24 protein-coding genes, 1 other RNA gene and 1 pseudogene are annotated in these 25406 nt (G+C 62.9%); 10 read left to right on the top strand and 16 right to left on the bottom strand.

From position 1 onward, the window contains the following. Positions 1–74: 74 nt before the first annotated feature. Entirely contained in the window at positions 75–380 is a 306-nt protein-coding gene (gene yhbY, locus GLW01_RS11120; RefSeq protein ID WP_151439993.1) for a ribosome assembly RNA-binding protein YhbY, read from the top strand. On the opposite strand, the gene greA is transcribed toward yhbY, so the two are convergent. The 7 genes from greA to grpE all read right to left on the bottom strand — a co-directional run bounded on the left by greA (position 377) and on the right by grpE (position 10231). Further along, entirely contained in the window at positions 377–859 is a 483-nt protein-coding gene (gene greA, locus GLW01_RS11115) for a transcription elongation factor GreA (RefSeq protein WP_151439992.1), read from the bottom strand. The genes yhbY and greA overlap by 4 nt on opposite strands. Then, complete coding sequence (carB, locus tag GLW01_RS11110; protein ID WP_160899074.1) at positions 859–4074, bottom strand: carbamoyl-phosphate synthase large subunit; 3216 nt, start codon at positions 4072–4074, stop codon at positions 859–861. The genes greA and carB overlap by 1 nt, the downstream gene beginning before the upstream one ends. A gap of 48 nt (positions 4075–4122) precedes the next feature. Continuing rightward, positions 4123–5268, bottom strand: a complete 1146-nt coding sequence (gene carA, locus GLW01_RS11105) for a glutamine-hydrolyzing carbamoyl-phosphate synthase small subunit (RefSeq protein WP_160899104.1) — start codon at positions 5266–5268, stop codon at positions 4123–4125. A 259-nt stretch (positions 5269–5527) separates the two neighbouring features. Next, on the bottom strand, positions 5528–6331 hold the full coding sequence (gene dapB / locus GLW01_RS11100) for a 4-hydroxy-tetrahydrodipicolinate reductase (protein ID WP_160899073.1): 804 nt from the start codon (positions 6329–6331) through the stop codon (positions 5528–5530). 36 nt (positions 6332–6367) lie between these two features. After that, positions 6368–7498 carry a molecular chaperone DnaJ gene (gene dnaJ / locus GLW01_RS11095; protein ID WP_151439988.1) on the bottom strand — a complete coding sequence of 377 codons (1131 nt, stop codon included), beginning with the start codon at positions 7496–7498 and terminating at the stop codon, positions 6368–6370. 100 nt (positions 7499–7598) lie between these two features. Next, positions 7599–9521, bottom strand: coding sequence for a molecular chaperone DnaK (gene dnaK, locus GLW01_RS11090; protein WP_151439987.1), 1923 nt, complete (start codon positions 9519–9521; stop codon positions 7599–7601). Positions 9522–9607: 86 nt separating this feature from the next. Then, a complete protein-coding gene (gene grpE, locus GLW01_RS11085) occupies positions 9608–10231 on the bottom strand; it encodes a nucleotide exchange factor GrpE (protein ID WP_160899072.1) in 624 nt (207 codons plus the stop codon). Positions 10232–10430: 199 nt separating this feature from the next. Between grpE and recN the strand changes: the two genes are divergently transcribed. After that, a complete protein-coding gene (gene recN, locus GLW01_RS11080) occupies positions 10431–12113 on the top strand; it encodes a DNA repair protein RecN (RefSeq protein WP_151439985.1) in 1683 nt (560 codons plus the stop codon). A gap of 80 nt (positions 12114–12193) precedes the next feature. Here the strand turns inward: recN and fur are convergent, their stop codons facing one another. Continuing rightward, the gene (gene fur / locus GLW01_RS11075; RefSeq protein ID WP_077529464.1) at positions 12194–12619 is read right to left on the bottom strand and encodes a ferric iron uptake transcriptional regulator; all 426 of its coding nucleotides are present in this window, start codon (positions 12617–12619) and stop codon (positions 12194–12196) included. A 110-nt stretch (positions 12620–12729) separates the two neighbouring features. Between fur and GLW01_RS11070 the strand changes: the two genes are divergently transcribed. Continuing rightward, complete coding sequence (locus tag GLW01_RS11070; protein ID WP_151439984.1) at positions 12730–13074, top strand: outer membrane protein assembly factor BamE; 345 nt, start codon at positions 12730–12732, stop codon at positions 13072–13074. A gap of 8 nt (positions 13075–13082) precedes the next feature. On the opposite strand, the gene GLW01_RS11065 is transcribed toward GLW01_RS11070, so the two are convergent. From GLW01_RS11065 to GLW01_RS11055, 3 genes are read right to left on the bottom strand one after another with little or no spacing between them, the layout of a single operon-like run. After that, positions 13083–13364 carry an RnfH family protein gene (locus GLW01_RS11065; protein ID WP_151439983.1) on the bottom strand — a complete coding sequence of 94 codons (282 nt, stop codon included), beginning with the start codon at positions 13362–13364 and terminating at the stop codon, positions 13083–13085. After that, entirely contained in the window at positions 13361–13807 is a 447-nt protein-coding gene (locus GLW01_RS11060; RefSeq protein ID WP_151439982.1) for a type II toxin-antitoxin system RatA family toxin, read from the bottom strand. Before GLW01_RS11060 ends, GLW01_RS11065 begins: the two co-directional genes overlap by 4 nt. Further along, positions 13804–15255 (bottom strand): sodium-dependent transporter, encoded by a 1452-nt coding sequence (locus GLW01_RS11055; RefSeq protein WP_160899071.1) that lies wholly within the window; start codon positions 15253–15255, stop codon positions 13804–13806. Before GLW01_RS11055 ends, GLW01_RS11060 begins: the two co-directional genes overlap by 4 nt. Before the next feature lie 151 nt (positions 15256–15406). Here GLW01_RS11055 and smpB point away from each other — a divergent pair, with 151 nt between their 5' ends. The 3 genes and pseudogenes from smpB to ssrA all read left to right on the top strand — a co-directional run bounded on the left by smpB (position 15407) and on the right by ssrA (position 17774). Next, positions 15407–15889 (top strand): SsrA-binding protein SmpB, encoded by a 483-nt coding sequence (gene smpB, locus GLW01_RS11050; protein ID WP_151439980.1) that lies wholly within the window; start codon positions 15407–15409, stop codon positions 15887–15889. An 85-nt stretch (positions 15890–15974) separates the two neighbouring features. Next, positions 15975–17294 (top strand): annotated as a pseudogene (locus tag GLW01_RS11045) (wax ester/triacylglycerol synthase family O-acyltransferase); the annotation flags it as partial. 117 nt (positions 17295–17411) lie between these two features. Beyond that, positions 17412–17774: a transfer-messenger RNA gene (ssrA, locus tag GLW01_RS11040) on the top strand. Between the two features lie 117 nt (positions 17775–17891). Here ssrA and GLW01_RS11035 read toward each other — a convergent pair. Further along, positions 17892–18596 (bottom strand): HAD-IA family hydrolase, encoded by a 705-nt coding sequence (locus GLW01_RS11035; protein ID WP_151439979.1) that lies wholly within the window; start codon positions 18594–18596, stop codon positions 17892–17894. A gap of 102 nt (positions 18597–18698) precedes the next feature. Here GLW01_RS11035 and GLW01_RS11030 point away from each other — a divergent pair, with 102 nt between their 5' ends. Beyond that, the gene (locus tag GLW01_RS11030) at positions 18699–19616 is read left to right on the top strand and encodes a homocysteine S-methyltransferase family protein (protein WP_160899070.1); all 918 of its coding nucleotides are present in this window, start codon (positions 18699–18701) and stop codon (positions 19614–19616) included. Between the two features lie 47 nt (positions 19617–19663). On the opposite strand, the gene GLW01_RS11025 is transcribed toward GLW01_RS11030, so the two are convergent. Next, entirely contained in the window at positions 19664–20077 is a 414-nt protein-coding gene (locus GLW01_RS11025; protein ID WP_151439977.1) for a DUF4124 domain-containing protein, read from the bottom strand. A gap of 141 nt (positions 20078–20218) precedes the next feature. Between GLW01_RS11025 and GLW01_RS11020 the strand changes: the two genes are divergently transcribed. Continuing rightward, a complete protein-coding gene (locus GLW01_RS11020) occupies positions 20219–21211 on the top strand; it encodes a metallophosphoesterase (RefSeq protein WP_151439976.1) in 993 nt (330 codons plus the stop codon). On the opposite strand, the gene GLW01_RS11015 is transcribed toward GLW01_RS11020, so the two are convergent. Both GLW01_RS11015 and GLW01_RS11010 read right to left on the bottom strand, forming a co-directional pair. Further along, positions 21205–21684 (bottom strand): CDP-archaeol synthase, encoded by a 480-nt coding sequence (locus GLW01_RS11015; RefSeq protein WP_151439975.1) that lies wholly within the window; start codon positions 21682–21684, stop codon positions 21205–21207. The genes GLW01_RS11020 and GLW01_RS11015 overlap by 7 nt on opposite strands. A 27-nt stretch (positions 21685–21711) precedes the next feature. Then, a complete protein-coding gene (locus GLW01_RS11010) occupies positions 21712–23097 on the bottom strand; it encodes a class II fumarate hydratase (protein WP_095615696.1) in 1386 nt (461 codons plus the stop codon). Between the two features lie 259 nt (positions 23098–23356). On the opposite strand from GLW01_RS11010, the gene GLW01_RS11005 reads away from it, so the two are divergent. Then, positions 23357–24274 carry an alpha/beta hydrolase gene (locus GLW01_RS11005; protein WP_151439973.1) on the top strand — a complete coding sequence of 306 codons (918 nt, stop codon included), beginning with the start codon at positions 23357–23359 and terminating at the stop codon, positions 24272–24274. Between the two features lie 62 nt (positions 24275–24336). Continuing rightward, positions 24337–25083 carry an FFLEELY motif protein gene (locus tag GLW01_RS11000; RefSeq protein WP_160899069.1) on the top strand — a complete coding sequence of 249 codons (747 nt, stop codon included), beginning with the start codon at positions 24337–24339 and terminating at the stop codon, positions 25081–25083. A 16-nt stretch (positions 25084–25099) separates the two neighbouring features. On the opposite strand, the gene GLW01_RS10995 is transcribed toward GLW01_RS11000, so the two are convergent. Beyond that, the gene (locus GLW01_RS10995; RefSeq protein ID WP_160899068.1) at positions 25100–25384 is read right to left on the bottom strand and encodes a polyhydroxyalkanoic acid system family protein; all 285 of its coding nucleotides are present in this window, start codon (positions 25382–25384) and stop codon (positions 25100–25102) included. Positions 25385–25406 lie beyond the last annotated feature (22 nt).

Raw genomic sequence — 25406 nt, 5'->3', positions numbered from 1 at the left:
GAACCGATTCAACCGGCCTCTGCCGGCTGGTATCATGTCTCCACTTAATTCCATACGATCACAGAGACGCCATCATGCCACTATCCGCCGCACAACGCCGCCAGTACCGGGCTCTTGCCCATGACCTAAAACCGGTCGTACAGGTCGGCGACAACGGCATTTCCGAAGGGCTGCAGCAGGAACTGGAGCGGGCCCTGGACGACCACGAACTGATCAAGGTGAAGATCGCCTCCACGGACCGCGAGGAACGGCGTGAACTGATCGACGAGGCCTGCGAAAGCACAGGCGCGGAACTGGTGCAGGTGATCGGCAAGGTGGCCGTGCTGCTGCGCCGCGCGGCCGAACCCAATCCGAAGCTCTCCAACCTGCGCCAGCACTAGATGTGCATCACCTCGTCAATCTCATATTCCACGGTGCCGGACGGCACCTGGACCGAGACCTCCTCGCCTTCCTCCTTGCCGATCAGCGCTCTTGCGATCGGAGAGGAGATCGAGATCCGGCCTTCCTTGATGTCCGCCTCGTCGTCACCCACGATCTGGTAGGTCACTTCTTCCTCGGTATCCATGTTGATCAGGCGCACCGTGGTACCGAATATCACCTTGCCCGTTTTCTCGATGGTGGTGACATCGATCACCTGGGCCGCACCCAGTTTGCCCTCGAGCTCCTGGATCCGGCCTTCAACGAAGCTCTGCTGCTCCCGCGCCGCATGGTATTCAGCGTTCTCTTTCAGATCGCCATGTTCGCGCGCCTCCGAGATCGCCTGGATGACCTTGGGCCGGTCCTCGGATTTGAGCCGGTAAAGTTCGTCACGCAGGGCCTGCTCGCCCTGTTTTGTCATGGGAACACGGTTGTTGCTCATTACTGATACCCCGCGTGCAGATCCTGGAGGCGACGCACCTGGCGCTCAGAGCCGAATCGGATGGCGCGGCAGAATGCCTCGCCGCCAGTCAGTGTGGTGGCGTAGGTGACCTTGCGCTGAAGGGCGGACTGGCGGATCTGGGCGGAATCCGCAATCGCCTTGCGCCCTTCGGTGGTGTTCACGATCAGATCAACCTGGCCGTTCTTGATGGCGTCCACAATGTGCGGGCGGCCCTCGCGTACTTTGTTCACTTTCTCGACCTCAAGCCCCGCTTCAGAGAGCACCTTGGCGGTGCCGCCGGTGGCGATCAAGCGGAAGCCCACATCGGCCAGATCCCGGGCCAGGCGCACGACGTCCGGCTTGTCGGCATCACGCACACTGATGAAGGCGGTGCCCGAGGTGGGCAGCGTCTCGCCCGCACCCAGAGCGGCCTTGGCAAAGGCTTCGTCGAAGCTGTCACCGATGCCCATGACCTCGCCGGTGGACTTCATTTCCGGCCCCAGGATCGGATCCACGGAGGGGAACTTCGGGAACGGAAAGACCGATTCCTTCACCGAGTAGTACTGGGGCACGGATTCGGTGGTGATCCCCTGTTCCTCGAGGCTGATACCGGCCATGCAGCGCGCGGCGATGCGCGCCAGCGAACGGCCCACGGCCTTGGACACGAAGGGCACCGTCCGCGACGCCCTTGGGTTCACCTCGATGACGTAGATCTCGCCGTCCTGCCAGGCCAGCTGCACGTTCATCAGACCGACCACGTTCAGCTCCAGCGCCATGCGCTTGACCATGTCGCGCATCTGGTCCTGGACATCCACGGGCAGCGTATAGGGCGGCAGTGAGCAGGCTGAATCACCGGAATGCACGCCGGCCTGCTCGATGTGTTGCATGATACCGCCGATCACGGCGGTCTTGCCGTCACACACGGCGTCGATGTCGATCTCGATGGCGGAGTTCAGGAAGTGATCCAGCAGGACCGGGCTGTCATTGGAGACCAGCACGGCGCTGCGCATGTACTCCTTGAGCTCCTCCTCGGTGTAGACGATCTCCATGGCCCGGCCGCCCAGCACGTAGGAGGGGCGGACCACCAGCGGGTAGCCGATATCCCGGGCCACCAGGATGCCTTCCTCGAGGCTGCGCACCGTGGCGTTGGCCGGCTGCTTGAGCCCCAGGCGGTTGATCATCTGCTGGAAGCGCTCGCGGTCCTCGGCCCGGTCGATGGCATCCGGGCTGGTACCAATGATGGGCACGCCCGCCGCTTCCAGGCCGCGCGCCAGCTTGAGCGGCGTCTGGCCACCGAACTGGATGATGACACCGTCCGGATTCTCCGACTGGACGATCTCAAGCACATCCTCAAGGGTGATCGGCTCAAAGTACAGACGGTCCGAGGTGTCGTAGTCCGTGGAGACGGTCTCCGGGTTACAGTTGATCATGACCGTCTCGTAGCCGTCATCACGCATGGCCAGCACCGCGTGCACGCAGCAGTAGTCGAACTCGATGCCCTGCCCGATGCGGTTGGGACCGCCGCCGATCACGACAATCTTCTTACGGTCACTCACATTCGCCTCACACTCCTCCTCGTAGCTGGAGTACATGTAGGCGGTGGAGGACTCGAATTCAGCGGCGCACGTATCCACGCGCTTATAGACCGGGCGAACTCCCAGATCATGCCGCAGCTTGCGGAAGCTCTGCTCCGAAACCCCCAGCAGATTGGCCAGGCGCGTATCGGAGAAGCCCTTGCGCTTGAGCCGGAAGACAGTGTCGTAGTCCAGGTCCGCCATGCCGGTGGACTGGAGCTGCTTCTCCTCCTCGATCAGGTCCTGGATCTGGATCAGGTACCAGCGGTCGATGAAGGTGTATTCGAACACCTCATCCACACTCATCCCCCAGCGGAAAGCCTCACCCAGGTACCAGCTGCGGCTGGCGCCGGGCACTTTCAGCTCGTGGATCAGGGTATCCCGGGCGTCTTCCCGGTCCTCCAGGATCGGGTCCAGGCCGGAGGCACCGGTCTCAAGGCCGCGCAGGGCCTTCTGATAGGACTCCTGGAAGGTGCGCCCGATGGCCATGACCTCGCCTACGGACTTCATCTGGGTCGTCAGGCGTGGATCCGCCTGCGGGAACTTCTCGAAAGTGAACCGCGGGATCTTGGTGACCACGTAGTCAATGGACGGCTCAAAGGAGGCCGGCGTTACACCGCCGGTGATGTCGTTACTCAGCTCATCCAAAGTGAACCCGACGGCCAGCTTGGCGGCCACCTTGGCGATCGGGAAGCCGGTGGCCTTGGACGCCAGGGCCGAGGAACGCGACACGCGCGGGTTCATCTCGATCACCACCATGCGCCCGTTGGCCGGGTTGATGCCGAACTGGACGTTGGAGCCGCCGGTCTCAACACCCACCTCACGTAGCACCGCCAGCGAGGCGTCACGCATGATCTGCCATTCCTTGTCCGTGAGCGTCTGGGACGGCGCCACGGTAATGGAATCGCCGGTGTGAACGCCCATCGGATCCATGTTCTCGATGCCGCACACGATGATGCAGTTGTCATTCTTGTCCCGGACAACCTCGGTCTCGTATTCCTTCCAACCGATGAGGGACTCGTCGATCAGAAGCTCATTGGTCGGCGACAGCGCCAGCCCGCGCTCACAGATCTCGTGGAATTCCTCCCGGTTGTAGGCGATGCCGCCACCGGAACCACCCATGGTGAAGGACGGCCGGATGATGCAGGGCAGACCGATGTGGTCCAGCACCTGGTAGGCCTCTTCCATGCTGTGCGCCATGGACGCACGTGGTGTCTCAAGACCAATATTGTGAACCGCCTTGTCGAAGCGGTCGCGGTCCTCGGCCTTGTCGATGGTGTCCGCGTTGGCACCGATCATCTCCACGCCGTGTTTCTGGAGAATGCCATGGCGCTCCAGGTCCAGGGCGCAGTTGAGCGCGGTCTGGCCACCCATGGTGGGCAGCACCGCGTCCGGCTGCTCCTGCTCGATGATCTTCTCGACGGTGCGCCAGGTGATGGGCTCAATGTAGGTGGCATCGGCCATCACCGGATCGGTCATGATGGTCGCCGGGTTGGAGTTGACCAGAATGACACGGAAGCCTTCCTCGTGCAGAGCCTTGCAGGCCTGGGCCCCGGAATAGTCGAACTCACACGCCTGGCCAATCACGATGGGGCCGGCGCCAAGAATCAGAATGCTTTGGATGTCGTCTCTTTTCGGCATTGAACCCTTATCCTGTTCGTCTCGAGCCGTGATTCGAAGCCGTTGGCCTCACTGTGCGGCCTGCGTGGCCTGATGTTCATCCATCAGGCGGGTGAACTCATCGAACAGCGGGATCACGTCCCGCGGCCCGGGGCTGGCTTCCGGGTGCCCCTGAAAGCTGAACACTGGCGCGTCCTTCAGGCGCATCCCCTGCAGGGTGCCATCAAACAGCGAGCGGTACGTGACCTCAACGTTGTCCGGCAGTGACTTCTCATCCACTGCAAAGCCATGGTTCTGGCTGGTAATGACCACGGTACCGTCGGCGACCCGCTCCACCGGATGGTTAGCGCCATGGTGCCCGAACTTCATCTTCTCGCTGCGCCCGCCCACGGCCAGCCCCAGAAGCTGATGCCCGAGGCAGATGCCAAAGGTCGGGATGTGGCGCTCAATACAACCCTTCAGGGCCTCTACAGCGTAATCGCAGGGCTCTGGATCCCCGGGGCCATTGGAGAAAAAGACGCCGTCCGGGTTGTACGCCATCACCTCGCCCAGCGGCGTACGCGCCGGCACCAGTGTTACCTCGCAGCCGCGCGAGACCAGCAGGCGCAGGATGTTGTACTTGATGCCGTAATCGTAGGCGACCACGCGGTAGCGCTTCTCCGGCGCCTCGCCGTAGCCCTCATCCAGGGTCCAGACGGACTGGGTCCAGGTACGCGGCTCCTTGCAGCCGGCCTCGGAAGCCAGGTCCATGCCCTTGATCCCAGGGAAGTCCCGGGCCAGGCGCAGGGCCTCTTCCTCGCTGGCGTTGTCACCGGCGACAATGGCGCCTCCCTGGGCCCCCTTGTTGCGCAGCAGACGCGTCAGGCGGCGGGTATCCACGCCGGCAATGGCCACCACGTTCTCCCTCTGCAGATAATCCGAAAGGGAGTCGGTCCGGCGCCAGTTGCTGGCCAGCAGCGGCAGGTCGCGGATGATCAGTCCGGCAGCACAGATCCGGTCGGACTCCACGTCCTCCGGGTTGGTGCCGGTATTTCCAATGTGCGGATAGGTCAGTGTGACCATCTGGCGGGTATAGGACGGGTCAGTGAGAATCTCCTGGTAGCCGGTCATGGCCGTATTGAAGACGACCTCACCGCTGGTGGCGCCGTCGGCACCGATGGATTCCCCTCTGAAGATGCTGCCGTCCTCAAGTGCAAGGATCGCTGGTTTCGTCAAAGCCATGCCCCTCTAGCGTCTCTGGCGGGTAGGACGCGCGTCACGAAACCCCGGCGCCCATTTGCAAAAAGCGGGACGGTGTCTTGGACGCCGTCCCGCTTTTTGCAGGGATTCTGGGAACCTCTTCCGGACTCACAGAGATTCCTCAACAGCCGGTGGAGTAAGCGCTTAACAAATCCGGCGTATTATATAGAGAAACCCACTGCACTGTCATCCGGAACAGCCCTTATGGGGCGGACGGGAGTCCCGGGGACACGGATCACTTCAGCCCGAGCACATCCTGCATGTCATACAGCCCCGCGGGCTGCTGCATCAGCCACTGGGCAGCCCTGACAGCGCCCTGGGCGAAGGTCATGCGGCTGCTGGCTTTGTGGCTGATCTCGATGCGCTCCCCAAGGCCGGCAAACATGACGGTATGCTCACCGACGATATCTCCGGCACGGATGGTTTCAAAACCGATGGCCTCACGCGGGCGCTCCCCGGTGAAACCCTCCCGGCCATAGACAGCGCACTGCTGGAGGTCACGGCCAAGCGTGTCGGCAACCACCTCACCCAGCCGCAATGCGGTCCCCGAAGGGGCGTCCTTCTTGTGGCGGTGGTGGGCTTCAATGATCTCCACATCGGCATCATCACCCATCACCCGGGCCGCCGTCTGCAGGATCTGGAGCAGCAGATTCACGCCCACACTCATGTTGGGAGCGAACACCACATTCAGGCCTTCGCTTTTCGCCTCAAGCTGTTGCTTCTCGGCTTCGCTCAACCCCGTGGTCCCGATCACGGCCGCTTTTCCGGTCGCACGGCAAACATCCAGATGCTGCAGGGTCAGATCCGGGAAAGTGAAATCGATCACCAGATCGAAATCGTCCGTCACCTCCGAGAGGCTGCCGGCCAGCATCACACCATTGCGGCCAACGCCGGCCACTTCGCCGGCATCCGAACCGATCAGCGAACTCTCCGGATGAACGGTTGCCGCCCCCAGGGAAACCCCGTCGGTCAGCGTCACCGCCTCAACCAGCGTTTTGCCCATACGGCCGGCAGCGCCGGCCACCGCAATACGCGTCATACTGTGTCCCCATCCATATCCACTGTACCCGGTCAGCTAGAACTTCATATCCTCAAAGAAATTCTTCACGCCCTCAAACCAGGAGCTCTTGCGCGGGCCATGCTGCCTGCCGTCGCTGTCCTCCTGGAGGGTCTGATCGAACTCACGCAACAGCTCTTTCTGCTTCTTGGTGAGATTGACCGGTGTTTCCACCATTACCCGGCACAGCAGGTCACCCGGCGACCCGCCACGCACGGGCGTCACACCCTTGCCGCGAAGACGGAAGAGCTTGCCGCTCTGGGTCTCCGCCGGGATCTTGAGCTTGACCCGCCCATCCAGCGTCGGCACCTCGAGCTCGCCCCCGAGCGCCGCATCCGTGATGCTGATGGGCACGTCGCAATGCAGGTTACGACCGTCCCGGTCAAAGATGGGATGCTCCTTGACCGCGATCTGCACATAGAGGTCCCCCGGCGCGGCGCCGTGCATGCCCGGCTCGCCTTCGCCGGAAAGGCGAATCCGATCACCGGTGTCCACGCCCGGCGGCACCTTGACCGAAAGGGTCTTCTCTTCCTCGACGAACCCTTCGCCACGGCAGGCCTTGCAGGGGTTCTTCACGATCTGGCCGGCGCCCCGACAGTTGGGGCACGTCTGCTGCACCGAGAAGAAGCCCTGCTGCATGCGCACCTGCCCCATACCGCGACAGGTCCCGCAGGTCTCCGGCCGCGTGCCCGGCTCGGCGCCGCTGCCGTTACAGCTGCTGCATTCGGTGGCACTGGGGATCTCGATCTTGACGTTCTTGCCGCGCACGGCGTCCTCGAGGTCCAGCTCCAGCGTGTAACGCAGGTCGGCACCCCGGCCACTGCGGCCCCGGCCGCCGCCGAAGATGTCACCAAAGACATCCCCGAAGATGTCGGAGAAGCTGGCGCCACCACCGCCGAAGCCACCGCCGCCACCGGCGGAGCCGTCAACGCCGGCATGACCGAACTGGTCATAGGCGGCCTTCTTCTCGGGGTCACTCAGGACTTCATAGGCCTCACTGGCCTCTTTGAAGCGCGCTTCGGCGTCTTCGTCATCCGGATTGCGGTCCGGATGATACTTCATTGCCAGCTTCCGGTATGCCTTCTTGATCTCCTTGTCATCAGCGCCCTGGGAGACGCCAAGGATCTCGTAATAGTCGCGTTTGGCCATGACAGTCTGTCAACCGTAATTCGAATGTTCACAACAACGACGAACGCGGGAGAAAGCTCCCGCGTTCGCCGATCAAAGGGTGTGGATGATGCCAGCGGTTTTACCGCTTGTCATTGTCGTCGACTTCCTCGAACTCGGCGTCAACTGCATCATCACCACCGCCCTGGTCCTGGCTGCCTTCAGCCTCGGCACCGCCTTCTTCACCCTGCTGGGAGTACATCTTCTGCGCCAGGCTGGAGGAAGCTTCGGTCAGGGCCTGGGTCTTGGCCTCGATCTGCTCCTTGTCGTCGCCCTTCATCGCCTCTTCCAGTTCGGAGATGGCGTTTTCGATGGCGGTCTTCTCCTCCTCGGTCGCCTGATCGCCGGCTTCTTCCAGGCTCTTGCGAACCGCATGGATCATGCTGTCGCCCTGGTTGCGTGCCTGGACCAGCTCCTCGAACTTCTCGTCTTCCTGAGCGTTCTGCTCAGCATCCTTGACCATCTGATCGACTTCATCTTCGGTCAGGCCGGAAGACGCCTTGATCTCAATGGACTGCTCCTTGCCGGTCGCCTTGTCCTTCGCAGAGACGTTCAGGATACCGTTGGCATCGATGTCGAACGTTACTTCGATCTGCGGTGTACCGCGCGGTGCCGGCGGGATGTCCGCCAGGTCGAAGCGACCGAGGGACTTGTTCTGGGCCGCCTGCTTGCGCTCGCCCTGGACCACGTGAATGGTTACCGCGGTCTGGTTGTCCTCGGCGGTCGAGAAGGTCTGCGACTTCTTGGTCGGGATCGTGGTGTTCTTCTCGATCACCGGTGTGGCAACGCCGCCCATGGTCTCGATACCCAGGGTCAGCGGTGTCACGTCCAGCAGCAGCACATCCTTCACATCGCCGGAGAGCACAGAGCCCTGCAGGGCCGCACCCATGGCGACAGCTTCGTCCGGGTTGACGTCTTTGCGCGGATCGGCGCCAAAGAACTCTTTGACCGCTTCCTGCACCTTGGGCATCCGTGTCTGCCCGCCGACCAGAATGACCTCGTCGATGTCGCCAACCTTGACGCCGGCATCGTTGATGCAGGTCTTGCACGGATCGATGCTGCGCTTGACCAGATCCTCGACCAGCGACTCCAGCTTGGCACGGGTCACCTTCACGTTCAGGTGCTTGGGCCCGTTCTGGTCCGCCGTAATGTACGGCAGGTTCACGTCAGTCTGCTGCGCGCTGGAGAGCTCGACCTTGGCCTTCTCGGCAGCTTCCTTCAGGCGCTGCATGGCCAGGGAATCACCGCGCAGGTCAATGCCCTGCTCTTTCTTGAACTGGTCAGCCAGGTATTCGATGAGCGCGAGGTCGAAGTCTTCACCACCCAGGAAGGTGTCACCGCTGGTGGCCAGCACTTCGAACTGCTTCTCGCCGTCGACATCCGCAATCTCGATGATGGAAATGTCGAAGGTACCGCCGCCCAGGTCATACACCGCCACGGTGCGGTCCTTGCCCTTCTTGTCCAGGCCATAGGCCAGAGCGGCCGCGGTCGGCTCGTTGATGATCCGCTTCACGTCCAGCCCGGCGATACGACCTGCGTCCTTGGTAGCCTGACGCTGGTTGTCGTTGAAGTAGGCCGGAACGGTAACCACCGCTTCAGTGACCGTTTCACCGAGATAGTCCTCAGCGGTGCGCTTCATCTTCTTGAGCACCTCGGCGGACACCTGCGGGGGCGCCATCTTCTCGCCGTTCACTTCCACCCAGGCATCGCCGTTGTCGTTCTTGACGATGTCGTAGGGCACCATCTTGATGTCCTTCTGAACGACATCGTCGTCATAGGCACGGCCGATGAGACGCTTGATGGCATACAGCGTGTTTTTCGGATTGGTCACCGCCTGGCGCTTGGCTGCAGCACCTACAAGGGTTTCACCTTCGTCGGTGTAAGCCACGATGGAGGGCGTAGTGCGATCACCCTCTGCGTTTTCAATCACCTTGACCCCGTCACCATCCGGGATGGCCACGCAGGAGTTCGTGGTGCCCAGGTCAATGCCGATAATCTTACCCATGGATATCACTCCAGTTTTCTGATCGTTGAATTCAAATCCGGTATCCGGTTGCCGTTACTGCCTTTATTGGGCTTAACGGCTCAATTTCAAGCCTGCTCGTCGACGTTTCCACCTCCGGAATCGTCAGCCTTGGCCACCATGACCATTGCCGGGCGCACAACACGCTCGTGCAGGAGGTACCCCTTCTGCATCACCGCAATCACGGTGTTCGGCTCCGCCTCATTGCTCGGGACCATGGACATGGCTTCGTGCCTCTGCGGGTCGAAGGGCTCACCCACCGGGTTGATCTGCTCGACGTTGAACTTGGACAGCGCACCGATGAACATATCGAGCGTCATGTCCACGCCTTCCTTGATGCGGCTGACGACCTCCTCGTTCTGAACCTCCTGGTTCTGGGCGCTCTCGACCGCCTTCTCCAGGCTGTCGACCACCGGCAGAAGCTCCTTCACAAACTTCTCGGTGCCGAACTTGTGCGCCTTTTCCACATCAATCTCGGCACGCCGGCGGATGTTCTGCATCTCCGCCTTCGCGCGCAGCACTTCTTCCTTCTGCTCCTCGAGCTGTTCACGCAGCTGAGCCACCTCGCCATCCCCGCTGCCGGCGGACGCAGCGTCTTCGCCCGCTCCGGTTGCCGGCTCCGCTTCTTCCGCGCCGGCGCCCTGCTCGGCCTCGTTCACGGATTCATCCTTACGGGTTTCGTCATCACTCATGATCGACCTCATTGCTCGGTATCGAATTCTCTGGCCCGCTTGGGGACGTCTGCCGGGCGATATGGGGCTGCTGCAGCGGGTTTCAACCACCCCCGCGCATTTTATTCCACCCACGCGCCCTCCCAGCCCCTTGAAACCCTGACCAACTCACTGTACAAATATCCACATACTGTATATGGATACACATCAGGAGTCGCTCATGCTCACGCACCTGACCGTTGCCAACTACGCCGTTGCGGAGAAAGTGGAACTGACCATCCGGGAAGGGATGACCACGCTCACCGGCGAGACCGGTGCCGGCAAGTCCATCGTCATGGATGCCCTGAGCCTGGTCACCGGGGCCCGGGCGGATGCGGGCGCCGTGCGTGAGGGCGCGGACCGGGCCGACCTGAGCGCGGTGTTCGACCTCTCCCGCACCCCGGAGGCCCAGCAGTGGCTGGAGGAACGGGAACTGGACCAGGAGAATGACTGTGTGCTCAGGCGCGTGATCCGGCGTGATGGGCGCTCCCGCGGCTACATCAACGGCCAGCCCTGCACACTCACGGACCTGAAGACCCTGGGCAGCATGCTCATGGACATCCACAGCCAGCACCAGCATCAATCCCTGCTCAAGCGCGAGACGCATCATCGGCTGGTGGACGAATTCGGTGGCAACGGCGAACTTGCCGAACAGGTACGCGCCGCATTCCGGGAATGGCGCGAACTCAACCGCAAGCTGGAGCAGGCCAGCAACCAGCGGGATGAGCGCAACGCCCGCACGGAACTGCTGCGCTACCAGGTGGAGGAACTCGACCGGCTGGCCCTGGGCGCGGAGGAGCTGGAACAGCTCGAGGCGGAACAGAAGCAGCTGGCCAATGGTGAAAGCATTCTTGAGCAGTGCCACGAGGCTGCCCAGTGCTGCAGTGAGGGTGAACCGGCGGCGGTCAGCATGCTGGAGCACGCACGCCAGAGACTGGAGCGGCTGCCGATCGAGGTTCCCCAGCTCGCGGAAACCTGCCAGATGCTCGAAGAGGCCCGCATCCAGGCCGAGGAGGCCGGGGACAACCTGCGGCGCTTCATCGACGACTATGACTGCGACCCTCAGCGCCTGAAGGAGGTGGAAGAACGCCTGAGCTGGATCTACCAGATCGCGCGCAAGCACCAGATCCAGCCCCAGGAAATCCGCGAACACCAGGCCTCACTGCGCGCCGAGCTGGATGAGCTCGAGAATGGCTCCGAAAGCCTGGAGCAGCTGCAGGAACGGATGGAAGCGGCCCGCACGGAATGGAACCGGCTTGCGGACGAACTCAGCAGTGCCCGAAGGCAGGCCGCCGAACGCCTCGACGCGGGCGTCGGCGAGGAACTGCGCCGGCTGAGCATGCCGGACATCCAGTTCCAGACCCATTTCTCTGCCCCATCCGGAGACGGCCAGCCCGCTGCCTCCGGGCACGAGGAAATGGAGTTCCTGGTCAGCACCAATGCGGGCCAGAGTGCCCGCCCGCTCGGGAAAGTAGCATCCGGCGGCGAACTCTCCCGCATCAGCCTCGCCATCCAGGTGGTCGTGGCCCAGACCTCAACGATCCCAACGCTTGTCTTCGACGAAGTGGACGTGGGCATTGGCGGTGGCGTCGCGGAAGTGGTCGGGCGGCTGCTGCGCCAGCTTGGTGAAAGCGGCCAGATCCTGTGCGTGACCCACCTGCCCCAGGTTGCCAGCCAGGCTCACCAGCACATGACCGTGAGCAAATTCACCGAGGACGAACAGACCTATTCAACAGTGGAAAACCTGGATTCCGAGGAACGGATCCGGGAGGTGGCCAGGATGCTCGGTGGCGTGGATCTCACGGAGCAGACCATGGCCCACGCCAGCGAGATGGTCCAGAAGGGGCAGGCGACCCATCACTGAATGACGACTGTAGGAGCCTGCCTTGCAGGCGATCCAGTTCATCGCGAGCAAGGCTCGCTCCTACGGCAGCCGCGTGATGATTATTTCGGCTTCACGTAAAGGATCATGCTGTGATCCACCAGATCGAAGCCATGCTCCTCGGCGATGCGGCGCTGACGGTCCTCGATAACCTCGTCATAGAACTCGATCACCCGCCCCGTCTGGGTGCACACCATGTGGTCATGATGCTCTTCCCCGGCCAGCTCGAATACCGCATGACCGCCTTCGAAATTGTGGCGAAGCACCAGGCCCGCCGCTTCGAACTGGGTCAGCACCCGGTAAACAGTGGCCAGCCCCACGTCATCACCCGATTCCAGGAGTTTCTTGTACACATCCTCGGCACTGAGGTGGTGATCGCCTTCCGCATCCTCCGCGGCTTCCGCGCTTTCCAGGATGCTGAGAATCTTCACACGCGGCAGCGTAACCTTGAGGCCTGCCTTGCGCAGCTCGACGTTTTCTGGTGCCATGCTGAACCTAACCGTTGGTGATGGAGTGGGCTTTCGTTACCATGTGCGCTCATCTTCAGGCGGGCAGCGCGCCTCGGAGCGGCACTCAAGATAGAGGATTTCCTTCCACGATGCAAAAGGCTTCCATTCCCGCCTGCCTGGCTGCGGTCACCCTGACGCTCAGCCTTGCGGCATGCAGTTTTCCGGGTGTTTACCGGATCGACGTTCAACAGGGTAACATTATCGATCAGGAAGATCTCGGCGAGCTCAATCCGACCATGACACGGGCCGACGTGCACGAGCTTTTGGGCACCCCCATAACCGTGAGCAGCTTCAACCCGGACCGCGAACACTACCTGTACACCTTCCAGGAGGACGGTGGAGACATCCGCAAGCAGCGTGTCACCATCATCTACGAGGAAGGCCAGTACCTCCGGCATGAAGCGAAACTACTGGAGGAGACCCCGGCCAACTGAGCCGACGGTCAGCGCCGCGTACCGGCCCTCTTTGCCCGTGCCTCCTTGGGATCAATCTCAAGGGGGCGGTAGATCTCCACCCGGTCCCCCTCACGCAGACGATACAGCCCGGGCTCCGCAATCACCTGGCTGAACACGCCCACGCTCTGGTGCTCCAGATCGATCCCGGGGAAAAGACCCTCGATTCCGGACTCACGAATGGCATCAAGCGCCGTACTCCCCTCAGGAAGGCTGAGCGCAATCAGACGCTGGATGTCCGGGCGCGCATAGGCCACTTCCACACGGATCATTGCCCCTCGACCTCATGGAGTGCCCGCGCTCTTCTGCAGAACGCATCGACCATGGTATTGGCAGCCTGGGCAAACACGCCGCTGAAAGCCATCTGTGCCAACCCATTCTGAACCGCAAACTCCAAGCTGAGCGTTACCCTGCAGGCATCCGCCCGCAGCGCACGGAACTGCCAGAGCCCCTGCAGATGTTCGAAGGGGCCATCCACCAGCTCCATACGGATCGATTCCGCAGGCATCAGGTGATTGCGTGTGGTGAAGCGCTGTTTCAGGCCGCCACGCTCCACATCCAGCGATGCCACCAGCTGATCCCCACCCTGTTCATGCAGTACCGCGCCGCCACACCATGGAAGAAACTCCGGGTAACGCTCCACGTCACTGACCAGGTGGAACATCTCTTCCGCGGAATGATGCACCAGTGCACTGCGCTCGATCTGTCGGGTCATTGAATGTTTACCCCGTGAGGTTCCTCTTCTATGGGCATCACCGGCCGCTCCAGACCACCACCGCCACATACGGCAGTGCCGGCCAGCCTGCAGAAACCCGCTCTGTACTCAACCACCGTAACAACCACAGCGACCACCACGGCCAGCGGCACCAGCCATGCCATCAGCCAGCGCCACAGTCGGTATCCCCGGCCCCTTACACCCAGAAAGGCCAGAAGCTGGCGCGGCGGCAACTGCCAGCCTGCGAGCCTGACCAATGCCAGCACCGACACGGGTACCAGCACAAGTATGACGACAAGCTCCATCAACGCCCAGACATCCACCCCCCCTGCCCAGGTGAACCCGAACAGAGCCAGGGCCGCCGCGGCACCCGCCGGCAGCATGGCGATGATTCCGGCCACCACCCGGTTACCACCCAGGGTTTCCGTGACACGGGCCACCACCACCTCCAGCGTGAACAGAGCTGAGGTCCAGACCAGCAGCACCATGACCAGATAGAACAAACTGCCTGCAAGCTGCCCCCCGGCCATGGCCTCAAACACCTGCGGCAGCGACACGAACACCAGCTCAAAACCAGATGTCAGCGGCACCTGCTCCGCCAGCACCAGAGCCGTAACCGCCAGCCCAAGCACCAGAGTCACCACCAGGTCCACCACCGCCACCCCGAGCGCAGAGAGCGGCATGGAGGCATTCCCCGGCATGTAGCTGCCCAGGGTCATAAGCACACCGACCCCGACGGCCAGCGAATAGACTGCGAGCTGGATGGCAAGCGCCGCGCCATACCACCCGAGATCCTCCCAGCGAGGCCAGAACAGGGACCAGGCCGCCTCCTGGCCCTTGCCCGAGGACAGGGCCACCACCATCATGATCACAAGCAACACACCCAGCAACGGAATGACCGTGCGCAGCGAGCGCTGAACCCCCCGGCCCAGATTACGCAGGGCCACCGCCAGTACCAGCCCGACAAAAACCACCTGCCACAGAGCAACCTGCTGCATATCGCCGGCAAAATCCGTGAACAGGGCTGTGGCGGAGGCCTCACTGGCGCCCCTCAGCTCTCCCAGCGCAGCCCGGAAAAGCCAGGCCAGGGACACACCCCCAAGCACCGAGTAGAGACCAAACAGCAGTAACGCGGCCAACAGCATACCGCGACCGGCCCATGGCAGACTCCGCGAGTGCAGCCCGGCCCCTTCGGCTGCCGCCTGCAGGGAGTGATCCGGACCCTGCCGGTAACGCCGAGCCATTGCCAGCTCTGTCATCACCACGGGGACCCCGGCAAACATCAGCGCCAGACCGTAGACCAGCAGGAAGGCGCCGCCGCCGTGCGCCACCACAGCCGGCGGCACCAGCCAGAGATTGCCGGCACCGAGCACGACCGCGGCCAGCGCCAGCGCGAAGGTCCAGCGGCTGCCCCAGGCAGTGACCGGCGCTCCCGGGTTGGAATGCATGAACAGGCTCCCGATCGGATGAAGGCGGATTATAGCCCAGTGTAGCCGCCTTATTCAGCCGCGACTCCGCAGACTTTGCCCAGAGGCAGGCCCTATGGGCTACAATACGCCGTTTGCAGAAACACCCACTCCGCCAGGCCGGATGATTCCCATGGCTCAGAAAAAAAAGCCCGCCAAGGGCGGCAGCACCATCGCGCTCAACAAGAAGGCGCGGCACGAATTCCACATCGAACAGAAGTTCGAGGCGGGCCTCCAGCTCCACGGCTGGGAGGTCAAGGCCCTACGTGCGGGCAAGGCCCAGATCACCGATGCCTATGTCCTGCTCAAGGACGAGGAGGCATGGCTGCTGGGCGCTCACTTTCCGCCTCTGCCGTCTGTATCCACCCACATCAACCCGGATCCGACGCGCACGCGCAAACTGCTCCTCCACCGGCGCGAGCTGGCCACACTGCTCGGCAAAACCCAGCAGACGGGCCACACCTGCGTGCCACTGGCACTGTACTGGAAGAAGAACCTAGTCAAGTGCGAGATCGCACTGGTCAAGGGCAAGAGACAGTATGATAAGCGCCACACCGAGAAGGAGCGTGACTGGAACCGCCAGAAACAGCGCATTCTCCGGGATACGCTGCGCTGATCAGTAAATGATCATTTGAACTGCTTCCGCACCGCAGTATACTGGCCGACCATCACCCCAACATGACTGCAACCAGGGAGGGATCATGTCTGCCCAACGCACAGCCATGTCCTCGGTCGATACCGCCTGGTTGCGGATGGAGTCGCCTGAAAGTCCGATGATGATCGGTGCCGTGCTCGTATTCGACGAGCCCATCGATATCAGGGCGTTCCGCAACCTGCTTGAAGAACGATTCCTGCGCTTTGAGCGCTTCCGCCAGCGGGTGGTCTGCCAGAATGACCGCTGTTACTGGGAAGAGGATCCGTGGTTCGATCTCGACAACCACTTCCACATCACCGCCCTTCCCGGCAACGCTGACCAGGCTGCGCTGCAGCAGCTGGCCAGCGACCTCAACAGCACGCCACTGGACTTCAACCACCCGCTCTGGCAGATCCATTACGTCGATAACTACCAGAGGGGCTGCGCGCTGATCGTACGCATCCACCACTGCATCGCGGACGGCATTTCGCTGGTGCGGGTCCTGCTCTCGCTGACCGATGAGCAGGACGATACCGGCAGCAGCCGGAAGAGCGCCAAGCACCGCAAACGGGCACGGAACGATTCACCGGAATGGCGCCAGACACTGTTCCGGGCACGCCGCAATCTGCGCCTTGCCCGCTGGCAGGCCCGACAGACCTGGCGCACCATGCGCGAGGACCCCGCCTACCTGGTGCGCCTGGGGCGGGAATGCCTGTTCTTGGGGCGGGACCTGTTCAAGGTGGCCTTCAGCCCACCGGACCCTCCCACAGGACTCAAGGGCCCCCAGTGCGGACGCAAGCAGGTCGCCTGGTCCGAGCCGCTGGATCTGGGAGAGGTGAAGGCCTCCGCCAGGGCCCTTAACGGCACGGTCAACGATGTGCTGCTTGCCGCCGCCACCGGCGCGGTCCAGGCGCACATCCAGCAGAGCGCCACACCTCTGCCCGAGGCCGGCATCCACGTGGCTGTGCCCTTCAACCTGCGACCACTGGACCAGCCCATTACCCGCCTTGGCAACCAGTTCGGTCTGGTGCTCGTGCCGTTGCCGGTACAGACCCTTTGCCCCAGGGAACGCTTCGAGACGGTCCAGCGCCACATGGATGACATCAAACGCTCCTACCAGGCCCAGGTCTCCTACGGGCTTCTGGACATACTCGGGCGTGGCCCGGACCTGATGGAGCGCCGGGCCCTGGAGCTTCTCAGCCGCCGCGCCTCCGCCGTGCTGACCAACGTGCCCGGCCCGGACCAGCCACTGCACCTGTGCGGCTGCCGCCTGCGTACCCCCATGTTCTGGGTTCCCCAGACCGGCGATGTGGGCATCGGCCTGAGCATCTTCAGCTACGCCGGGCAGGTGCAGTTTGGCGTGATCAGCGATCGCCAGCTGATGGACTCGCCGGAACGCCTGGCTACGGCCTTCGCGGATTCCTTCCACCAGCTCCGCGATCTGGCGCTGGAAAACAGGATTCCCCTTGAGTCCACGCTGGGCCGCCCCTATACTGAAAGGTACGGGGACGATCCGGATTCGACGCCGGTGACAAAACCCGAGGTGCATGCCGAGACGGCAGCGAGTCTCGAAAAATCAAAGCTGCTTTAAAATAGTCGCAAACGACGACAACTACGCACTCGCGGCGTAAAAACCGCTAGTGCCTGCCTGACCGGGGTGCCTGTCCCCCGCGTATCACAGGCAGTCATATCAGATAGGATCGCCGTTGCGTGACGCTTGCAGCGTAACGGTTAAACTCTGGTAAGCTCGCCCCTTGCACCCTGACCTTCGGGTCGCTTGGGGTTAAAAGAATAGAAGGAACCTAAGCATGTAGAGCCAAGGGCGGAGTACCGGCGGACGCGGGTTCAACTCCCGCCGTCTCCACCAAACAGAAAGACCCAAAGCCCTGATTCGTCAGGGCTTTTTTTATTGCCTCTCTCACTGATTTCCCGCATGTGTCCACCGAGTGTCAACGCTGAACACCGGCGGAATCGCTTAGGTCGGTCATGATAACTGCAGATCCGGCCTCAGCCGCCTGAGCAGGCCCGGCAGTTCATCCAGGCCCCGGATCTCATCATAAGCCACCCGGGGCACATCCTCTGGCCAGGGCAAGCCGGAGCGATTGAGCCAGACAGGACGCAGGCCATGCCGGGCGGCGCCGGCGACATCGGTCACCGGGTCGTCACCGACATGGATCAGGGTCTCCAGCGGCACGCCCGTGCTGGAAGCAGCCGCTTCGAACATCGGGCGCTCCGGTTTCGCGGCCCCCACTTCCACGGCCGAGTGCGCCGCCACGAAGTAATGCCCCATCCCGATCCGGTGCACATCCGCGTTGCCATTGGTCAGGGCGACCAGGGGCAGCCGCCCGAGAAGCCGGTCAAGCATCGGCAGGGCATCGGGATAAAGGGTAACCCGGTGTCGCGCCTCCATGAAGACCTCGAAGGCGGCCTCCGCGATGCGCAACGGTGCCTCCACGTGGCGCGCGGCCCGCTCCAGGGTGCGAAGACGCAATGCGGTGACGTCGTGTTGCAGGCTCGGGTCGGCTTCAGCGACTTCTATACGCAGAGCGCGCATGCGCTCCGGGGGATAGGCGCTGGCGAGAGCTGGATGTTCGGCCAGAAGGAACTCGTGCGTCGCCCGCTCGGCCCGCTCAATCACGCCATCCAGTTGCCACAGAGTCTCGTCCAGATCCAGGGTGAGTGCTGTCATGAGCCCGCCTTATATCTTGAGCCAGACCGCAGAAACGGCTAGGGTCCAGAAGATTCGTCAGCAGCGCTGACGCCTGCGCACCAATAATAAGGATACCGCATCATGACCACCAACAAAGCCCCGATCACCATGCTGGATGGCGGCATGGGCCAGGAACTCCAGAAACGCAGCGAGCAGCCCGCATCGCCGCTGTGGTCCGCCCAGGTCATGCTCGATGAGCCAAACCTGGTGGTCGACGCCCACCGTGACTTTATTGATGCCGGTGCCCGCGTCATCACGCTCAACACCTACAGCGCAACACCAACACGCCTGGCTCGCGACGGCCAACCCGATTGGTTCGAACCGCTGCACAAAGCAGCGCTGGACGCCGCGCGCAAGGCCTGCAGCGAGAGTGGTCAGGATGTGCGGGTCGCGGGCTGCCTGCCGCCCCTGGTGGCGAGCTATCGCCCCGAGGTTGCCCACGACGAAGCGACCTGCCTGAAAGAGTACCGGCAGATGGTGGAGGCACAGAAAGCGGGCGGAGTGGATCTTTTCCTCTGCGAAACCATGTCCATTGCCCATGAGGCGCATGCAGCGACCGTTGCAGCAGTGGAAAGTGGCCTTCCGGTCTGGACGGCGTTCACGGTGGACGATGCCGACGGCACGAAACTGCGCTCCGGCGAACCTCTCGCCGAGTCGGCCAGGGCCGTTGTGGATGCCGGTGCCAGTGCGGTACTCGTCAACTGCGCCGTACCCGAGGCGCTGACTACGGCCATGGACGTGCTCAGGGAGCTGGGCGTGCCTTTTGGCGGCTACGCCAATGCCTTCACCTCGGTAGCGGCACTGGAACCCGGTGGAACCGTGGACGTTCTGGAGGCCCGCAAGGACCTTGGCCCCGATGCCTACGCGGAACAGGTCCTGAACTGGGTTGAAAAAGGCGCGACCATCGTTGGTGGCTGCTGTGAGGTGGGCCCAGCCCACATCAAGGCACTGGCGGAACGCCTCACCGGGGAGGGCTACCCTCTGGTCTCCAATGGGTAACCACCAGGCGTGGGAGAGCGCAAGCGCGGCCAGCGCCTTGCGCAACCTCAGCACTCACTGAAGATCTTAGAGCGGAGCTCCCGCCGCTCCGCTCTAAGCCGGTTGCCCCGTGGTTCCCGGTAGCCACGCCCAAGCTCTTCGTTAACCCGGCTCAGTCGTTCCTCGTACCGCTGGCAGCGGCGCTCCCGGGCCGATACTGTCTCCCTGGCCGTTTTATGGTCATTGTCATCGTCTTCCCGATTTTCCCTCTCCGGCTTCCAGGTCCCGGGCTCCGGCAGCTCCATGGGGGAATTCGCGAGTTCAGGCGACGTCGCTTCTTCAGCGCCCTCTTTCCCCGGCTGGTCTGTGTAGTGGGTGACACCCTCCTCATCGGTCCAGGTAAAGATTTCGGCATGCACGGTGGCCACCATGAACATGGCCAGAAGGGGCGCTACAGGAATGCGTAATACGCTGGCAGGCATGGTGTTCCTCCTTGAATCAGCTGGATTTCCTTCAGGAATGGCAGAGAATCCACGCAGGCGCAGCAACTGTCAAGGCGGGCCCGCAGAGTCCATTCCCTGCTATGATGAAGGCAAATCGCGGGCTTCCGGAGCGGTCGTCTCATGGATGGATTTACCAGCCCCCTGATCGGGGACCACAGCGACACTGAGCGCACCTACCAGCTGGAGCTGCGGCTCGGGGCGGACCATGCGCGTCGGCGGCTGGCCACCGAGCATGAACGCGAAGCGCTGTTCCTCAGCCGCACCGGTAAGCACGTGCACCCCGAGAACCTCTATTCCATGCCCGGCTTGGTGCGGCTTGCCCTCAGCCTCGGCGGCCTCTACCAACGCGCCGTCAGTAACAGCCGTGCTCTCAGGGTGACCCGAAACCGGTTTGTGGTACCTGGGCTTCCGCCGGCTCTCGAGGGCTACACCCTGCTGCAGCTCAGCGACCTGCATGTGGACATGGATGAGGCCAACCTGCACGCGGTGATCGAGACGGTCCGGGATCTGGACTATGACCTCTGCGTGATCACCGGCGACTACCGGCGCGACACCTGGGGCGACATCGCGCCGGCCATGGAAGGCATGCGGCGGCTCAGAACCCACCTTAAGGGAACCCCCCTTGCGATTCTGGGGAACCATGACAGCGTGCTGATGGTTCCGGAGATGGAGAGCATGGGCTACCGCATGCTGATGAACGAAAGCCTGTGCCTGGAACGGGAGGACGCCGCGCTCTGGATCGCCGGGGTGGATGACCCGCACCTCTACCAGACCCATGACCTTGCCGCCGCCACACGGGATATCCCTCCAGGCGCCCTGTCACTGCTTCTCAGCCATACACCGGAGATCCACACGGAAGCGGCCCGCGCGGGATTCGATCTCTACCTCTGTGGCCATACCCATGGCGGCCAGCTGTGCCTGCCAGGCGGGATTCCGCTCACGCTGGATGCACGGATTCCACGCCGGCTCGGGCGCGGCAACTGGATGGAGGATGCCATGCAGGGCTACACCACCACGGGCGCTGGCACATCCATTCTCAACGTCAGGCTGAACTGCCCGCCGGAAGTGACCCTGCACCGGCTGAGTGCCGGCCCGGATTCCGTGGGTCAGTGAGGCCGCCGGCGAATGCCGAGGCGGTAAAGGAGGGGCGAGCCCCAGATATTGAGCACGCAGAAGATCAGGGCCGCCAGCAGCGCCACCCAGCCCGAAACACCCAGCCACCACCAGGCGACGAAATTGGGCAGCAGCCCTTCCGGCAATTGATCCAGACCACGGGCCCGATCACCGGCGCCAAGACCGAAACGGCGCTTAACGAAGCTTGAAAGCAGATCCCCGAGCATCGCCACCGCGCCGAACACCGCCCCGAAGATGAAGCCGAGCCGGAACAGCCAGGCGACGACGGCAGCGGCAACGATCGCCACCGCCAGGCCACGCCAGGTCTTGCTGGCCCCGAAGAGCCGGCGGCCATCCGGCAACTGCAACCGGCAGTCTACCGGGTAGCCACGGGTCCCCAGGATCCGGCTCAGAACCAGGGGCGCCCCGTTGGCCACGATCAGCAGCGCCACCAGCTCCGGGATCAGCAGCATGACACGCTGCCCCGCAGCGGACGCCGGTCAGGCGTCCGGAAGGCCGCCCTTGGTCTGCTTGATCGGGTCGAGCAGGTCGCGCAGCTCGTCTTCCGGCACATCCGTCTCTTCCTTCGCCACGTCCAGTATGGAGCGGCCGGTCGCATACGCCTTCTTGGCAACCTCGGCCGCCTTGGCGTAACCGATGACAGGGTTGAGGGTTGTCACCAGCACCGGGTTCTTACCGACTGCTTCGGCCATCACGTCACTGTTTACAGTAAAGCCGGCAATGGCCTTGTCCGCCATCACCCGTGCCGTGTTCGAAAGCAGGCCGTTCATTTCCAGCAGGTTCCAGCCCACCAGCGGCAGCATGACGTTGAGCTGGAAGTTGCCGGACTGGCCGGCGGTGTTCACGGTGGCGTCCAGGCCGGTCACCTGGGCGGCCACCATGGCGGCGGATTCCGGAATCACCGGGTTCACTTTGCCGGGCATGATGCTGGAGCCCGGCTGCAGCGCCGGCAGTGTGATCTCGCCCAGGCCATGAATGGGGCCGCTGTTCATCCAGCGCAGGTCATTGGCGATCTTCATGACCACCGTGCCCAGCCCACGGTAGGCGGAGGACAGGGCCACCGGCGCATCAATGGCGCTCTGGCCGACGAACGGATGCTCCATCGCGGTGAAGTGATGATCGGTCAGCGCACTGAGCTCTTCAGCAAACAGGCGCGCGAAATCAGCATGGGCGTTCACGCCCGTACCCACGGCGGTACCCCCCTGGGGAATGCGCAGCAGGTCCTTGGCTGCCTGCTCCAGGCGGTCGCGGGCGTTACTGATCTGGTCCCGCCACGTGCGCAGTTCCTGGGCGACGGTCACGGGCATGGCATCCATCAGGTGGGTGCGGCCGGTCTTGACCACGGACTCGGTCTCTTTCTCACGGCCCGCGATGGTCTGCATCAGGTGATCCAGCGCCGGCAGCAGCGACTCATGCACCTCGGTCACCGCGCTCAGATGGATCGCGGTCGGGATCACGTCGTTGCTGCTCTGGCTCATGTTCACATGATCGTTCGGATTGACCGGCTCACTGCTGTGGTTGGAGGCCAGGCGTGCGATCACCTCGTTCACGTTCATGTTGGTGCTGGTACCGGACCCGGTCTGGAATACGTCCACCGGGAACTGGTCGGCATGGGCGCCGCCCAGCACCTCATCACAGGCCGTTTCGATGGCCTGGGCCCGATCCGCATCCAGCAGCCCCAGCACGGCATTGGCGCGCGCGGCGCTGCGCTTGATCCGTACCACGGCGTGGATGAAGGCGCCGGGCATGGGCCGGCCGCTCACCGGGAAGTTATCGATGGCGCGCTGGGTCTGGGCCGCCCAGAGGGCGTTGGCCGGGACTTCCACCTCGCCGAGGCTGTCTTTCTCTATGCGCTTGTCACTCATGCGGACCTCCCTCAGGTTTGACCAGGCTGTTCGGAACAGCGGCTATAGTGCCTTCCGATGGCCCGGTTTTCCAGTCATTGGCCCTTATGCATTGGTCGAAGAGGCGGATCAGCCCCAGCGTGACTGTTGTCTCAACCGGCGGACTGTTTACAAAATTCCACTCCCCAGCCCAAATTCATTTCTATACTGTAAGGTAAAGATTCCGTCATAAGCCGGTCATCGAAAAGGTGTATGCGGCCGCGCTCAGGAGATCAGCGTCATGAAAGCCAGTGACATCCGCAAGCTGAAGAAACGCATCGAACCCGCATACAGCGAGATGTTCTCCGGGCGGGTCTATGAAGTCGGCTCCGGCGCTGTGGCCGTGCGCAATCACAGCGGCGAGGCCCACCATACCGTGATCGGGGTGCATGGTTTTCTCGAGAACCAGTGCTATTTCACCCAGCTCTATCAGGAGCCCACCACCGAGCTGATCCTGCTGACCTGCTCCAACTATCACATTCCGGTGAGTGGCCCGAACCTGGAGCGGCCGAACTGGGTGCTGCGCAACCCGCACACCGAGGCCACCATTGAGTACGATGCCCGCATCCTCATCCAGACCCTCGAGAACCTGCCCTCCTCGAACCAGATCCGGGTACACGGCCATTCCCGTGGCGGCGGTGTGATTCTGGAAGCCGCCCGCCAGCGCCCGGAACTGTTTGAGGACATCGACGTGGTCCTCGAGGCACCGGTGCTGCCCCAGGGCGAACTCCACGCTCTGGTCCGGGCCATTCTGGAGCCGGTCAGCCACGGCATGTGGCCCTGGATCGTGCGCGCCATCAACAGCACGCCCTCGTCCGCCTATGCCCAGACTTTCTTCGGGCGCATGAACCCGCGCAAGAAGACGCTGCTCAACCGGATGTTCTCGGCCACCCAGGACCATCTGACCATCGTGCGCAATATCGAGAACATCATGGCCTGGATGGAGCAGTGGGACACCAGCATCCTTGCCAACATCCGTCAGGGCACCATCCTGGTCCCGGAAACCGACCGCATCCTGGACCGTGAGGCGATGATGAATGCCGCCCGTCATTCGTCAACCTCGGTGCGCATTGTGGAGACCCGGGGCACCAGTCACTTCATCACACTGGACAGTGAAAGGTGGGTGCCTTCCATGGATGACATCCCCAGGGTGGCCTGAGCGCCATTGTCGGACATTCCCGCCCCCACTAGAATGCCCGTCCGCATGAACGGAGGACGGGTGTGTACCGGTACAAGCTGACCCAGACCCAGACACGGACCCCTAACGCGCGCCGGCTCCAGGAGCTGATGCTCAGCTACCACGACTTCCGGCAGGAACGGGTTGGGCATCCACTGGAACCGGCCATTGAGGCGCTGGGCCTCTGGCAGGCGGCGCGTCTGCGCGAGACGCACCGGGACCTTTACGAATCCCCGCGTTACCGCGAAGCCCTGGATTTCCTGCTGGAGGACCTCTACGCGCCCCAGGATTTCAGCCGCCGCGATGACGACTTTGACCGCATCTTCCCCTACCTGATCCGCCTGAGCCCCGACAGTGCGCTCTTCACCCTGTCACAACTGGTGGAGCTCAACCTGATCAGCCAGCGCCTGGACCTGGCCATGACCGAGTGGCTAACCCGGGAGCGGGCGCTGGATGCCAATGGTATCGAGGGCATGTCCGACACCACCTATGCCGAAGCCTACCGGGCCTGCGGGCAGGTGACGGACCGGCGGCGACAGATCGAACTGGTGGATGCCGTGGGGCGGGATCTGGAGCGCTACGTGAATCACCGCTCCCTGCGCATGGGGCTGAAGATGATGCATCAGCCCGCGCGCATGGCCGGTCTGGGCGAGCTCTATCGCTTCATTACAGAAGGCGTCCACGCATTCCGCGCCATGGGCGGCGTGTCGGAACTGCTGGAAACCATCCGCCAACGCGAAAGCCGCATCATGGAAAAGGTACTGGCAGGGGAGCCGCTCCCCCGCGAGTGACGCTCGCGCCCGGCGATCAGCTGTGGCGTTTGAGGATAGCCTCAAGCTGGCGCACCACCTCCTGCTCGATCCGCCCCTTGAAGGGCCGCAGCATCATGCCCAGCTCCAGGTCCACACCGATGTCCTGCGGGTTGACCGCCACTTCCCCCTTGAGGCCGGTCCGGCGCAGCTTCAGGCGCTCGCCGTCCCAGTGCCATTCGAAGTCGTAGTGCGCCGTCATCTCCCGGGCCAGCTCATCGGCCACCCGCAGCGCGTGTTCATGGTCCATGGCGTGCGCGCGGTGGATCTGGATACGGGACATCGGGACTCCTCGGCGAACAATG

The sequence above is a fragment of the Vreelandella halophila genome (assembly GCF_009856365.1).
Taxonomy (GTDB): Bacteria; Pseudomonadota; Gammaproteobacteria; order Pseudomonadales; family Oleiphilaceae; genus Halospina; species Halospina utahensis_B.
The sequence above is the reverse complement of the archived record's forward strand: the minus strand, read 5'-3'. Positions and strand labels throughout refer to the sequence as shown.

Bases quoted from the DNA above. Each gene is read 5' to 3' on its own strand.
- yhbY (WP_151439993.1), top strand. From the start codon at position 75: ATGCCACTATCCGCCGCACAACGCCGCCAGTACCGGGCTCTTGCCCAT.
- greA (WP_151439992.1), bottom strand. From the start codon at position 859: ATGAGCAACAACCGTGTTCCCATGACAAAACAGGGCGAGCAGGCCCTG.
- carB (WP_160899074.1), bottom strand. From the start codon at position 4,074: ATGCCGAAAAGAGACGACATCCAAAGCATTCTGATTCTTGGCGCCGGC.
- dapB (WP_160899073.1), bottom strand. From the start codon at position 6,331: ATGACGCGTATTGCGGTGGCCGGCGCTGCCGGCCGTATGGGCAAAACG.
- dnaJ (WP_151439988.1), bottom strand. From the start codon at position 7,498: ATGGCCAAACGCGACTATTACGAGATCCTTGGCGTCTCCCAGGGCGCT.
- dnaK (WP_151439987.1), bottom strand. From the start codon at position 9,521: ATGGGTAAGATTATCGGCATTGACCTGGGCACCACGAACTCCTGCGTG.
- grpE (WP_160899072.1), bottom strand. From the start codon at position 10,231: ATGAGTGATGACGAAACCCGTAAGGATGAATCCGTGAACGAGGCCGAG.
- recN (WP_151439985.1), top strand. From the start codon at position 10,431: ATGCTCACGCACCTGACCGTTGCCAACTACGCCGTTGCGGAGAAAGTG.
- fur (WP_077529464.1), bottom strand. From the start codon at position 12,619: ATGGCACCAGAAAACGTCGAGCTGCGCAAGGCAGGCCTCAAGGTTACG.
- GLW01_RS11070 (WP_151439984.1), top strand. From the start codon at position 12,730: ATGCAAAAGGCTTCCATTCCCGCCTGCCTGGCTGCGGTCACCCTGACG.
- GLW01_RS11065 (WP_151439983.1), bottom strand. From the start codon at position 13,364: ATGATCCGTGTGGAAGTGGCCTATGCGCGCCCGGACATCCAGCGTCTG.
- GLW01_RS11060 (WP_151439982.1), bottom strand. From the start codon at position 13,807: ATGACCCGACAGATCGAGCGCAGTGCACTGGTGCATCATTCCGCGGAA.
- GLW01_RS11055 (WP_160899071.1), bottom strand. From the start codon at position 15,255: ATGCATTCCAACCCGGGAGCGCCGGTCACTGCCTGGGGCAGCCGCTGG.
- smpB (WP_151439980.1), top strand. From the start codon at position 15,407: ATGGCTCAGAAAAAAAAGCCCGCCAAGGGCGGCAGCACCATCGCGCTC.
- GLW01_RS11035 (WP_151439979.1), bottom strand. From the start codon at position 18,596: ATGACAGCACTCACCCTGGATCTGGACGAGACTCTGTGGCAACTGGAT.
- GLW01_RS11030 (WP_160899070.1), top strand. From the start codon at position 18,699: ATGACCACCAACAAAGCCCCGATCACCATGCTGGATGGCGGCATGGGC.
- GLW01_RS11025 (WP_151439977.1), bottom strand. From the start codon at position 20,077: ATGCCTGCCAGCGTATTACGCATTCCTGTAGCGCCCCTTCTGGCCATG.
- GLW01_RS11020 (WP_151439976.1), top strand. From the start codon at position 20,219: ATGGATGGATTTACCAGCCCCCTGATCGGGGACCACAGCGACACTGAG.
- GLW01_RS11015 (WP_151439975.1), bottom strand. From the start codon at position 21,684: ATGCTGCTGATCCCGGAGCTGGTGGCGCTGCTGATCGTGGCCAACGGG.
- GLW01_RS11010 (WP_095615696.1), bottom strand. From the start codon at position 23,097: ATGAGTGACAAGCGCATAGAGAAAGACAGCCTCGGCGAGGTGGAAGTC.
- GLW01_RS11005 (WP_151439973.1), top strand. From the start codon at position 23,357: ATGAAAGCCAGTGACATCCGCAAGCTGAAGAAACGCATCGAACCCGCA.
- GLW01_RS10995 (WP_160899068.1), bottom strand. From the start codon at position 25,384: ATGTCCCGTATCCAGATCCACCGCGCGCACGCCATGGACCATGAACAC.